The following is a 13,250-nucleotide window of genomic DNA, read 5'->3' as shown; positions in this document are numbered from 1 at the left end:
ACTCCCCCTATGCTTTTTTTATTTTTAGTTTAATACCTTCAATCCCTGTAATAACAAATTTTTCACCTGGATGTATTACCTCCCCTTCATTTATTGCAGTCCAATATTCTCCATTAACTTTAATCTGAGCTTTATCAGAAATTTCATTTTCACTCTTCATTACTTTTCCAATATAAGTTTCTTCCATAAGTAATGTTTTTTTACACATACGTATATTTTTATTCTTCAGTATTGGATATCCTATTATTAATGCCACGATACTTATTATTGCAAAAATTATTATTTGCATCATAAATGACATTCCAAATATTCCACATATAGCTGCTACTATAGCACCTATAGAAAATAACACAAAACAAAAGTTACTGGTTAATATATCTATAACAAATGTACAAATTACAATAATTAACCAAAATACAAGCAAATTCATATTATCGCCTCCCCCTATCAGTAATAATATTCTCATATTGCTTTTTTTAGTATTAATTCTAATTAATTTTATTACATATATAATTTTCAAATGTATCTTATTTATTTTAAAATTATTCCAAATCCAATTTCTATAAATATATGTTATTACTATACATAAAAATATCTAAATCTTGACGATAATAAAGAAAAAGATTACTATAAAGTGAAAAAGCATACCAAAATTATCAATGTTATACATAACTAAATTATAATAGTTAGTTTAAATAAATTTATTTCACCAAGTAAAAGTAAATTATGTATAAAAAATTTTAAAATCGTAATTTAAGAATTTATTGCTAGAAGGAGTGATTATATGGACTTTATTAAAGTAGCGGCTGCCTGTCCCAAAACTAGGGTTAGTGATGTTGATTATAATGTTGACAATATAATTAAATGTATAAATGATGCAAAAAATAAAGGAAGTAAATTTATAGTTTTTCCAGAACTATGCGTTACATCTTATACTTGTGGTGATTTGTTTTTACAAGAATATCTATTAAACAAATCATTATATGGAATCAAGGAAATATTATCTGCCAGTAAAGATGATGATATGCTAATTGCAATCGGTGCTCCACTTATTTCAAATAGCGTTTTATATAATTGTGCTTTTCTTTTATTCAAAGGATCTATTTTAGGAATAGTCCCAAAATCTTATATTCCTAACTATAGCGAATTTTATGAAAAAAGATGGTTTACTGAAGGAATCTCTATAGAAAATGATATAATTGATTTACCTTATCAAAAAAACATTCCATTTGGTACAAATTTAATTTTCTCTTCTAATGTAGCTAATTTTGGAGTTGAAATCTGTGAAGACTTATGGGTAGCAATCCCACCAAGCTCTTACCTTTCTCTTATGGGTGCTCATATAATTGGTAACTTATCAGCCTCTAACGAATTAGTAAGTAAGATGGATTATAGAAAAAACCTTATCGCAAATCAAAGTGCTCGAACTATGTGCAGTTATATTTATGCTTCTGCTGGAGTTCATGAATCTACAACTGACGTTTTATTTAGCGGACATCTATTAATAAGTGAAAATGGTTCTTTATTAAAAGAAAATAAAAGATTTCAAAGAGATAATGAAGTCATTTATTCTGAAGTCGATGTATTTAAATTAAAATCTGAGAGAATGAAAAATCTTAGCTTTAGAGATTCTTCTAAAATGATACATAAAAAACCACATTTAATCGAATTTGAGTTTAGTAATACTTCATTAAAAAGTTTTGATAGATTTATCGATAGACATCCATTTGTTCCTAGCATTGAAAAAGAAAGAGAAATGCGTTGTAAAGAAATTTTCAATATACAAGCTTCAAGCTTAGCCAAAAGGCTAGAACATACAAAATCCCAAAAAGCGGTGATTGGAATTTCAGGTGGATTAGATTCTACTTTAGCTCTTCTTGTAATTGTTAAAACTTTTGAGCTTCTGAATTTAGATAAAAAGAACATCGTAACTATAACTATGCCTGGATTTGGTACTACTGATAGGACTTATAATAATGCTCTAGATTTATGCAGAGAACTCGGAACTGATCTTAGAGAAATAAATATTGTCAAAGCATCTCTTCAACATTTTGAAGATATAGGTCATGATAAGGAAATACATGATGTTACCTACGAAAATGTTCAAGCTAGAGAAAGAACTCAAATTTTAATGGACATTGCAAATAAAGAAAGAGGCCTTTTAATTGGTACTGGTGATTTATCAGAACTTGCACTTGGTTGGTGTACTTATAATGGAGACCATATGTCAATGTATTCTGTAAATCCTTCAATTCCAAAAACACTAGTTAGATATTTGGTTAAATACGTGGCTCAAAATGAATCTAATGAAATTGTTAGCCATACTCTTATGGATATATTAGATACACCTGTTAGCCCTGAATTATTACCTAAAGATAAAAATGGTGAAATAACTCAAAAGACCGAAGATATAGTTGGCCCTTATGAACTTCATGATTTCTTCTTGTACCATTTTATAAAACACGGATCTACAAAAGAAAGAATCTTTTTCTTAGCTAAAACAGCATTTAAAAATGATTATAGCGAAGAAGAAATTAAAAAATGGTTAGATAAATTCATGTATAGATTTTTTACTCAACAATTTAAAAGAAGCGCTCTTCCTGATGGTCCTAAAGTAGGTAGCATTTCTTTAAGCCCAAGAGGTGATTGGCGCATGCCATCCGATGCTGTGCCTTGGAATTAATTTTTTAATATCAGCCTATTAAAAAATTTTAAATTATTGCTAATGCTTTAGGCTTATTTATAAAAATTTACACTTTTACTAAAAAAGTTCCACCTTTTTTATTGAATTGTGGAATTTTTTTTTTAGTAGTGCTAAAATATATGTTATTAATAAACAATGGCAATAAGCCAATATAGATGTGGAGGAATATAAAATGGGGAAAAAAACAGATATAGACTGGAGTAAATTAGGATTTGATTATATCAAAACAGATTTTCGTTATATTTCAGTTTGGAAAGATGGAAAATGGGATGAAGGAAAACTTACTGAAGACAATATGCTTCATATAAGCGAGGCTTCTACCGTCCTTCATTATGGTCAAAGTTCTTTTGAAGGTTTAAAAGCTTATAGAACAAAAGAAGGAAAAGTACAATTATTCAGACCAGATAGAAATGCAGCTCGTATGAATGATAGCTGTGACAAACTTCTTATGCCACATGTACCTGAAGAAAAATTTATCGATGCTATTATGCAAGTTGTAAAAGCTAATATAGACTATGTTCCACCTTATGGTACTGGTGCTACTTTATATATTAGACCTATCATTATGGGTGTTGGACATAATATAGGAGTTAAACCTGCACCTGAATATATATTTACAGTATTTTGTATGCCAGTTGGACCTTATTTCTCTGGTGGTTTAAAACCTTGTAAGTTTATTGTTCAAGATGAATATGATAGAGCTGCACCTCACGGAACTGGTAAACAAAAAGTTGGAGGTAACTATGCTGCATCATTACAAGCTCACGCAAAAGCTGCTAAAGATGGATATGCAGATTGTATTTATTTAGATCCTGCAACTCATACAAAAATTGATGAAGTTGGAGCAGCAAACTTTATTGGAATAACTAAGAATAATGAATTTGTTACACCAAAATCATCTTCAATTTTACCAAGTATAACTAAATATTCTTTACTTTATATTGCTGAACATTACTTAAAGATGCCAGTATATGAAAGAGAGGTCTTTGTTGATAATTTAGATGAATTCAAAGAAGCAGGTGCTTGTGGTACTGCTGCTGTAATAACACCAATCGGTGCCATTGATTATGAAGGTAAAAGACATGTATTCCATAGTGAAACTGAAGTAGGTCCTACTATAAAAAAATTATATGATATTCTTTACGGAATTCAACTTGGTGATGTAGAAGCTCCAGAAGGTTGGATTTATGAAGTAAAATAATAAATTTAACAATAAATAGAGAAAAGACATTTCAATATGTACTTTTCTCTATTTATTATTGCACATATCTATTTTAAATCTTTATAAAAAATAATCTTAATGACGCATTCAAATCTTTCTTTAGTAATATTATATATTAAATCCAAAATTATCTTAATATTCAGTAAACTTTTCCAATAACATTTCGATTATATAAATAAGGCACATTAAAGAAAATAACAAGTCCAAAATATCATGATTATTTTTATAATATGCCTAATAGCTCAAATTATAAATATTGTGTTCATATCTAAAGGAGGAATATGTATGTCTAATAAAATCAACTTAGTTTCAAATAACAATTGCATTATAACTGCAATTAGTACAAATAATAATATAACTAAAAGACCATATACTAATAATACGTATATTGCCTCTACCAAAAAAACTAATAACTCTAACTCCTTTAAAAACACTTTAAACTCTCTTAAATCCAATAAAACACAACATTCTGATTCAAAAACATTCTCACCTGTAATCTCAAACAATATAGATGATGAAATAAAACTTCATAATCAGAAATGTTGTAAAACAATAACTTCTAATTCTAACGAAGATATTTTAAATGATTCTACTTCTGAAAAGAATGCATTAACAAATAAACTTAATGATTCTACAAACAATTCTAATATTGACATGTACACTATATATGAGAAAATTTCCAAACTTAATTCTCTAAAAAAGATTTAAAAATCAAGTATAGTTTTCTTAAGTTAAAATCAATAACAAGTCCATCTATCATGATTATTTTCCATCATAAAATGCTTGATGCGCATACACTGACAGAATAAGCGGCCATCATCAAATCATAGATTTAAGTTCTCTGCTCATCATCAGATTGCTCTAATAGAACTGCTATGAATCAAATCTGCTTCCTTGCCTAATGAAAGATAATCATAACATTTGGGACTTGTTGTTTTTCATATGCTTAAAATTTATTGAAAATAAAAATTTTAAGATAACTATTTATTTTATATTTTAATTTACATATAATACTGTATTAATAAATTTTAATATTTCCTTGAAAATTTATTTTTATTATCCATTCACATTTAAATATGCCTTTATATAATTTTTAGCAAATATTAATTATATAAATTTTTATTTATAACTTCTTCAATTTGTTTTCTTGGTGCAAATCCTATTATTTCATCTACAACTTCTCCATTTTTAAAAAACTTAATTGCAGGAATGCTTTGTACTTGATATCTTATTGAAGCAACTGGACTTCTATCAACATCAATAGTAGTAATCTTTATATTACAATTTTCATTTGATATTCTCTCTAGTATAGGTGCTACCATTTTACAAGGACCACACCACCATGCCGAAAAATCTACTAAAACTAATTTTTCTTCTTCTAAAACTTCCTTTTGAAAATTTTCATCATTTATATTTGTAATCATGAACACACCTTCCATTATTAATTTTTTTCTTTTAATCAATAAAATTTCAAATTACAATTCTATATACAATTTTTTCTCCTTATGTATTAAGGTATTCATTTGTTCTAATTTTTGTTCAATATTAATAATACACTAAATATATATCTTCTCATGTCAGCTTGCATTCCCCCATATAATTTTAGTGCGCCTAATATTAAAATTCTTTCTTTTTAGGAATAAAATTTAATTAGCTTGTATATAATTTAAATATTGCGATACATAATTTTCCATTTGTAAGGTGGTGTAATATTGATCAAAAAAACTTTTTATATAATTAATTTTATTTTAGCTATAACATTGCCTATTTTATCATTAAATTTAATAGAAAGTAACTCAAATCCTAATGACTGTTTCCCGTTTATTTTTATATGTTTAGGGCTTTGTAATACTTTCCTTGGCATTAATTTATTAAATGACAATAAAAAATTGCTAAGTATTTCAAGCTTCATGTTAGCAGGATTTTTTTTTATCTTAGTTGGAAGCAAAATATATATATATGGATAAACAAACTAATAATTATGCTTAAACTTTGCAATATATTCTATATTAGAAAGAAGCTGTATTCTTTTTCGGAGTATTGCATTTATAATTGAGCTGTAGGCATTTCTTCAGCCGAAGTTGTTCCATTCATGCTTGTCATCAATTTGCTTGAGGAACATGCATGAATAGGTGCAACTTCGACTGGTAGAAATCCACAGCCAAATTATATAGCAACCGAGAAAAAGAATACAGCTTCTTTCGGTAAGTCATCACATAAGTTTAAGTTATAAGTTATTCATCTATAGTTATATTAATTTTAAAATTTCATCTTTATGTTTATATAATTCTTTATTAAATACTCCTCTGATTTCTACGGGTTTACTACCAAATATTATAACATTTCCCTGGAAATATATAGCTTCATCTACATCGTGCGTTACTAAAATGACCATTCTTTTTTTTCTCTCTAATATAGTCTTAAATTCATCTATTATTGTATACTTCAACTTATAGTCTAAAGATTTAAATGGTTCATCCATTAAAATTATTTTAGAAGGTTTTCCAAAAGCTCGTGCTATATTAACTCTTTGCCTCATTCCACCACTTAATGCATTTGGATATTTATTTTTAATATTGTTTATACCTACTAAGCTTAATATTTTTTCTATTTCTTTTTCTAATAAATTTTTATCAAAATACTTTTTTAATGTAAGTTCTAAATTTTCCTTAACAGTCAGCCATTCTATCAATCTGTCCTCTTGAAATATATAACTTATATCTCTTTTCAAATATCCACTTATATCGCCAGCATCTATTTCTTCCAATCCTGCTATAATATTCAAAAGTGTACTCTTACCACATCCAGATTGCCCAACTATACAATTTACCTTTTCATCATTAAATTCTAAATTAAAGTTTCTAAAAATGTTTTCATTTCCATAAGATTTATTTAAATTGTTAATATCTATTTTCATTTATTCCACCTATATATCTTTTTTTGTAAAAACCTATTTATCAACTCAAATATTAATGATATAAACATAATAATTATAATCCATGCAAAAATCCCAGATACATTAAAATTAACCTTTTCTAATTGTATATGAGTTCCTATCCCAAATTTAGGTTGACCATGTATTTCTCCAGCAATTACCACCTTAAATGTCAAAGAAAATGTCGATACAAAAATACTCATAAAATAAAATTTCATAACCGGAAAATATATTTTTTTTATTTTATCTATTAATTCAACTTCATAAATTTCGGTCATATCTATTAATTTTTTATCAATTTGCATAATGCTATTTCTTACACCTTCATAAAGAATAGGAAACGTAATAGCAAACCCAACTACAAATGGTGCACTATCTTTAGTAAACCAAACCAAAGCTAAAACAACAAGTACCATCGTTGGTATTGTTTTAACAAAAGAATTTAAAGGGCTTAATAAATACTTAAAAAAGGGATACACTACTGAGAGTACCCCTAAAATCATAGAACATCCTAAAGCTAAAATATAGCTAATAGCAGTTCTATAAAAACTACTTAATACTATTTTAAAGAAATCTGGTTCATTAACAATCTCTACAATAGATTTAATTACCTGTTGTATTCTTGGAATGTATATATCATTATCAATTATTATTGCACTTACTTGCCATAATGCTATAAAAAATAAGCATGATATTAAGATATATACTCTACTTTTCCATGAATATTTCATCATCAGGTAAACTTCCTCCTATTGTTTTAGGATCAAATGAATTTAGCTTTTCAAAATACGTTTTATATTCCTTATATGATTCTTTAATTGGAACATATTTTATATTTGATTTATCTATAGATTTCATTATTACAGGCTTTTTAGCTGAAACTCCTATTTCTTCACAGTAATCTCCTAAAGTTTCTTTATTATTATATGCCCACTCTGTACTTATTTTAATTTGATTTAAAACCTGGTCAACAAAATCCTTATCCTTATCATACAAATCACTCTTCACAATTATTGTTGATTGTGGATATCCATATTCTGAATTATTTATTTTTTTCCATTCCTCATTTAAATCTAACATTGTTTTGAAATTTGAATTTTTTGCTTGAACTGTAGATAATGCTGGTTCTGGTATAACTGCATAATCTGTTTTTCCAGATAAAATAATTGGTGCTAATTCATTTACTCCTTCTACGTAACTAAAAGTAACATCCTTATCAACATTAATTCCTTTATCCTTAAGTATAGTTTTAGCAATTATATCTGGAGTTAATCCCTTACCTATGTTATAAATCTCTTTTCCTTTTAAATCTTCAATATTTTGATTTTCTTTAGTTGTTCCAATATAAAAAGATCCCCATCCAACAGTTCCCGCTATTTTATATTGCTTATTCTTATTATACGCAGTAGCCGCTAAATTAGAAGGAACAATTGCTATATCTGGCTCACCCTTCATTACACTTGTAGATAAACTATCTGAATTTTGTTCTATAGTATAATTAACACTATATCCTTTTTTAATCTCTGGCTTTTCCTTTATAAGTTTAGCTATTGATATAGCTGGAAGTCCATCTGGGATTACAACGCTGACTTCCTTAGTTTCTGTACTTTCTTTATTAGAAGTTTCATTCTGTGCAGTATTGTTTCCACAACCTGCAAAAGTTAAAATTGCAAATAACATAATTAAAAGCAATGACAATTTCTTTTTCATTTTTATCTCCCTTCATATATATAAATTAAATCTTCTATTATTATTTTCTACCAACTTATAATATCATAACGATAAATCATATTCAAAAAATAATAAAGATTCTTAGGCTTTATACATAATGGAATAATAATACATAAAACCTAAAAATATAGCTTACACTTTGTAAAAATACACAAAATTAAACATAAAATAATCTTATTCTCTCACAATAATATATCAAAATATTCTCCAAAAGAAATAGGATACATATAATAATATATGCATCCCATTTCTTTTATTTTTATGTACAAGTATAAATTTATTTTTATTATCTATATATATCGACAATCATACCTTGAATTTCATCTATTTTAGATGCAATATTAATATTATCCTTCTCATCAGAAAGTAGTGATTGAGTTAATTCTTCCAATCTAGCATCAATACTATCTACAGTAATAAAATATTGAGTTTGCCAAAAACTAATATCCTTTTTAGTTTCATACATAAACTTTAATATTGATTCTAAGTACTCTTTTATCATCTTTTTATACATAACTACATCAACATATGTTTTAGTTGTTATAAGTCTGCTACCTCTTTTTTTTATGTCTTCAATCATCTTATTCAATTGTTCCTCTGATTTTTTGTGTCTTTCTTGACTAAAACTTTGCGAAAAATCTTTTTTTTCTGAAACAATCTTTCTTTCAGACGTTACGGTTCCTCTTCGTACTCTACCAATTTCCATCTCCACTCAATCCTTTCTTAATATAAATAAATTATAGCAAATTTCTTTTTTATTCTCTACTCAATTATGAATCTTTCCATGTTTAAAATTTAAATTACGAATGTTTCAATTATAAAAGCTTACTATTAAATTTTGTGTTTTGTAAACTATAAAACTGATTTATGTTTTGCATTCAACATAAATCAGTTTTATTCAATAATATTTTAATTGCAATTAATAATTTTAAAGTAATAGATTAATATTATATTCTTCAAGCCAAGTATTTACCTGAATTAAATATGCAAGTAATTGAGGACCTGTCATTAATTGTCCATACCAAGGTGACTTATATGATTCACCTCTAGTTCTTACAATTTCTTTAACAACTTTATCATCGATTATTTCATGTATTGGCGATGATTTCTTATCTAAAATATCAGTTAACATCTTGCAGACTATATCAGTATATATTGGATTATGAGTTTTTGGATATGGACTCTTTTTTCTATAAACTATTTCTTTTGGTAATATACCTTCAAGAGCTGCTCTTAATAATCCTTTTTCTCTTCCTTTATATAATTTTACTTCAGCTGGTAAATTAAAAGCATAATCAACTAATCTAATATCTGCAAAAGGAACTCTTACCTCTAAGCTGTTAGTCATACTGACTCTATCTTTCCTATTAAGAAGGTTTACCATAAACCATTTTAAGTTCAAATATGATACTTCCCTCATTCTATAATCTCTTTTACTTTCATCATCAAGATGTGGAACTTTACTTAAAGATTTCTCATATTGAGTTCTAACCAATTCTTCTATTGGCATACTTTTCAAGTTTTCATTTACTATAGCTTTTCTATCATTAACAAATCTTGACCAAGGAAAAGTATCTAGATAAAACATTTCATCTCTTGTAAACCATGGATATCCACCAAAAATTTCATCTGCGCATTCTCCTGAAAGACCAACTACAAAATCTTTACGAATTTCTTTACAAAATAAAAGTAATGATGAATCAATATCTGCCATACCAGGCAAATCCCTTGCAATAACAGCGTCCCTTAAAGCCAATGCTAAATCAGTATGATTTAAAACTACTTTTTTATGATTACTTCCAATGAATTTTGCCATTTCTTCTGCGTAGAATTCATCAGATGTAGGTTGAAACAATGAAGATTTAAAATATTTATCATTATCCTCGTAATCTATTGAATAAGTTGTAAGTTTCTTTCCTCTATTTTTAAATTCATTAGCAGCTATAGCTGAAATAGCTGATGAATCTAATCCTCCTGATAAAAATGTACAAACTGGTACATCTCCAACAAGTTGCCTTGTTATTGCATCAACTAGTAATTCTCTAGTATGTGCTATAGCTTCTTCTGGTGTTTCTTTAAATTCTTTCGCTTCTACAGTCCAATATTCCCATTTTTTAATACTGTTATCACTAGAAATTAAAAGACAATTAGCAGGCGCAACCTCTTTTATATTTTTGAATATTGCACTTCCTGGTATTACTGCTGGTCCAAGTCCAAAAACTTCTGTTAATCCTTCTCTATCAACTTCTCTTTTTACTTTAGGATTAGCTAGTATAGTCTTAATTTCAGAGCCAAATACTAATGTATTATCACATATAGTATAAAATAAAGGTTTTACTCCCATTTGATCCCTAGCTAAAAACACTTCATTTTTTCCTTCATCAAAAACTGCAAATGCGAATATTCCAATCAACTTATTAATACAATCTTTTCCCCAGCATATATACGAAGTAAGTAAAACTTCAGTATCAGAATAAGAATCAAAAGCAAATCCTGCTTTAATTAAATCTTTCCTTAAATCTTCTGTATTATAAAGTTCGCCATTATAAACTAACGTATATTTTTTCCCCTCAAAAGTCTTTGTCATAGGCTGCAAACCACCTTTTGGGTCTACTACTATCAATCTTCTATGACCTAATAAAACATTTGGAGAAATGTAAAATCCCTGTGCATCAGGACCTCTTCTCTCTAATGTTTTTACCATCTTTTTCAATATATCTTTATCTTGAACTATGTCCTGCTTAAAATTTACTAATCCAGCAATGCCACACATTCATTTCACCCTCTATTAGTATTTACATTATTAAAATATGATTATATTTTTAGTTTGTGCAAATTTGTGACTTAAAAATAATATATATATCTATCGTAAATATTAATCTTTTTAACTATAAACAATTGCTGAATTACTAAAATTTTCATTTGATATAATTGGGATGTGCCTTAAAGAAGTCTTGTTCCTTCTTTATCTTGAATTATTAATTTTTGTTTCATTAAGCCACCAAGAGTCATTTTAAAGTAGTTCTTACTTGTATTAAATTCCGCCTTTATATCCTCTGATGATGACTTATCATTAAATGGCATAAATCCTCCATTTTCTTTTAAATATTGAAGAATTTTTTGACTCAACTCTTCTCTTGCATCAAGTCTCTTTTTTCTTGTAGTAACTCCAAGAGTTCCATCTTCATAGATTCTTTTAACTCTAACCTCTATTTCTTGACCTGGATATATGTAATCAAAATGCTCATTAGCCAATATCAATCCTCTGTATTTACCGTCTATCGCAACATTCAATGTTCCATTTTCACATGTATCATAAACTATTGCTTTAACTTCATCTGAGACTTTGTACTTGCCTTCTTCAGCTAAATCTAAATAAGAATCTATTTTTGTTGTTCCAGCTAATCTATCAGTTTTATCTGTATACATATAAAATAAATATTTCTTTCCATCTTTAAGTTTGAAACTTTGTTCTTTTAGAGGAATAAAAAGATCCCTACCAAGTCCGATATCTACAAAAGCTCCTATTTCTCTTTGACTTACAACTTCTAAATAACCAATTTGGCCCACAGTTATGTATGGTTTCTTCAATGTTGAAATCATTCTATCTTTAGAATCTCTATATATAAATACCTCTAACTTATCTCCTTCCTTAATGTCATGATTTTTCACATCACTATTAGGAAGTAGTACTTCATCTCCAAATTTATCCTCAAGATAGTATCCAAAATCAACCTTTTTACTCACTTTTAAATTAGCGTATTCTCCAAGTATTATCATTTTTCATTTCCTCCATCAGCTATTTCTGCTTCATTAATTTTAATCTATTATAATTAAAAATACATGTTTTATGCATTCTATAGATATTTACTCATCTTAAGTAATTGTTTATTATCTAAGTTCATTGCTTAATTCTATATAACTTAAACATGCATTTCTGTTACCTTTTATTTCTTCTTCTGTTAGTTTTCTAACTGCTCTTGCAGGATTCCCTATAATTAAAACTCCATCATCAAATTCCTTATTTTGAGTAACTAAACTTCCTGCCCCCACAATAGTATTATTACCTATTTTAGCTCCATTTAGTATTATCGCACCCATTCCGATTAAAGTATTGCTGCCTATTTTACATCCATGAATTATTGCTCCGTGTCCAATAGTACATCCCGCTCCAATTTCTATATTATTTGTTTTATCAACATGTAATACTGAATTTTCCTGAATATTAGTCCTCTCTCCTATAACTATACTTTCTTCATCTCCTCTAATAACTGCCCCAAACCAAACATTTGATTTTTTCCTCAATGTTACATCTCCAATAATAACTGCAGTTTCAGAAACATAAATCTCTTCTTCCAATGTAGGTTTCTTATTCATAAAGCTTTTTATCATATTTTCCACCTCACTTAATATTTTGTGAAACAAAATAAATGAATGATTAATGATGAATGATTTAAGAATGTTTTCCTTTGCAAAATTTAAATTTATTAAGTGCAAGCACTTTAATTTAAAATCCAATAAGATTTTTTCCTTAATTATTCATATTCATCATTAATCAAAATGCTTCGCATTTTTTGAATGTGCCTAAATACTAAAGTTATTTTATCATTACATAGACTTGTTGTCATTATTTTATGTTCTTACCTAATATTATATAT

At 27.4% G+C, this 13,250-nt stretch carries 13 protein-coding genes; 4 read left to right on the top strand and 9 right to left on the bottom strand.

The window, feature by feature from the left end; translation table 11 throughout:
- Positions 1-7: 7 nt before the first annotated feature.
- A complete protein-coding gene (locus CLSA_RS06290; RefSeq protein WP_022744574.1) occupies positions 8-430 on the bottom strand; it encodes an NfeD family protein in 423 nt (140 codons plus the stop codon).
- A gap of 354 nt (positions 431-784) precedes the next feature.
- Here CLSA_RS06290 and CLSA_RS06285 point away from each other — a divergent pair, with 354 nt between their 5' ends.
- The 3 genes from CLSA_RS06285 (at position 785) to CLSA_RS06275 (ending at position 4,634) form a co-directional block, all read left to right on the top strand.
- Positions 785-2,683: an NAD(+) synthase gene (locus CLSA_RS06285; RefSeq protein ID WP_022744573.1), complete on the top strand. Its 1,899-nt coding sequence runs from the start codon at positions 785-787 to the stop codon at positions 2,681-2,683.
- Between the two features lie 193 nt (positions 2,684-2,876).
- On the top strand, positions 2,877-3,905 hold the full coding sequence (locus tag CLSA_RS06280) for a branched-chain amino acid aminotransferase (RefSeq protein WP_022744572.1): 1,029 nt from the start codon (positions 2,877-2,879) through the stop codon (positions 3,903-3,905).
- A 306-nt stretch (positions 3,906-4,211) separates the two neighbouring features.
- Entirely contained in the window at positions 4,212-4,634 is a 423-nt protein-coding gene (locus CLSA_RS06275) for a hypothetical protein (RefSeq protein WP_041716132.1), read from the top strand.
- Positions 4,635-5,029: 395 nt separating this feature from the next.
- On the opposite strand, the gene trxA is transcribed toward CLSA_RS06275, so the two are convergent.
- Positions 5,030-5,350: a thioredoxin gene (trxA, locus tag CLSA_RS06270; protein WP_022744570.1), complete on the bottom strand. Its 321-nt coding sequence runs from the start codon at positions 5,348-5,350 to the stop codon at positions 5,030-5,032.
- A 288-nt stretch (positions 5,351-5,638) separates the two neighbouring features.
- Here trxA and CLSA_RS06265 point away from each other — a divergent pair, with 288 nt between their 5' ends.
- Positions 5,639-5,893 (top strand): hypothetical protein, encoded by a 255-nt coding sequence (locus CLSA_RS06265; RefSeq protein WP_041716131.1) that lies wholly within the window; start codon positions 5,639-5,641, stop codon positions 5,891-5,893.
- A 281-nt stretch (positions 5,894-6,174) separates the two neighbouring features.
- Here CLSA_RS06265 and CLSA_RS06260 read toward each other — a convergent pair whose 3' ends face one another.
- The 7 genes from CLSA_RS06260 to CLSA_RS06230 form a co-directional block, all read right to left on the bottom strand.
- On the bottom strand, positions 6,175-6,843 hold the full coding sequence (locus tag CLSA_RS06260; protein ID WP_022744568.1) for an ABC transporter ATP-binding protein: 669 nt from the start codon (positions 6,841-6,843) through the stop codon (positions 6,175-6,177).
- Positions 6,840-7,595, bottom strand: coding sequence for an ABC transporter permease (locus tag CLSA_RS06255; RefSeq protein WP_022744567.1), 756 nt, complete (start codon positions 7,593-7,595; stop codon positions 6,840-6,842). The genes CLSA_RS06260 and CLSA_RS06255 overlap by 4 nt, the downstream gene beginning before the upstream one ends.
- The gene (locus tag CLSA_RS06250; protein ID WP_022744566.1) at positions 7,570-8,571 is read right to left on the bottom strand and encodes an ABC transporter substrate-binding protein; all 1,002 of its coding nucleotides are present in this window, start codon (positions 8,569-8,571) and stop codon (positions 7,570-7,572) included. The genes CLSA_RS06255 and CLSA_RS06250 overlap by 26 nt, the downstream gene beginning before the upstream one ends.
- Positions 8,572-8,878: 307 nt before the next feature.
- A complete protein-coding gene (locus CLSA_RS06245; protein ID WP_022744565.1) occupies positions 8,879-9,298 on the bottom strand; it encodes a YaaR family protein in 420 nt (139 codons plus the stop codon).
- A gap of 222 nt (positions 9,299-9,520) precedes the next feature.
- Positions 9,521-11,365, bottom strand: a complete 1,845-nt coding sequence (gene asnB, locus CLSA_RS06240) for an asparagine synthase (glutamine-hydrolyzing) (protein ID WP_022744564.1) — start codon at positions 11,363-11,365, stop codon at positions 9,521-9,523.
- A 170-nt stretch (positions 11,366-11,535) separates the two neighbouring features.
- Entirely contained in the window at positions 11,536-12,372 is an 837-nt protein-coding gene (locus CLSA_RS06235) for a CvfB family protein (RefSeq protein WP_022744563.1), read from the bottom strand.
- A 111-nt stretch (positions 12,373-12,483) separates the two neighbouring features.
- The gene (locus tag CLSA_RS06230) at positions 12,484-12,984 is read right to left on the bottom strand and encodes a gamma carbonic anhydrase family protein (RefSeq protein WP_022744562.1); all 501 of its coding nucleotides are present in this window, start codon (positions 12,982-12,984) and stop codon (positions 12,484-12,486) included.
- Between the last annotated feature and the right edge of the window lie 266 nt (positions 12,985-13,250).

The sequence above is a fragment of the Clostridium saccharobutylicum DSM 13864 genome, from assembly GCF_000473995.1.
Classification (GTDB): Bacteria; Bacillota; Clostridia; order Clostridiales; family Clostridiaceae; genus Clostridium; species Clostridium saccharobutylicum.
Note: the sequence above shows the minus strand (reverse complement) of the source record. Positions and strands in the feature narration are given on the sequence as shown.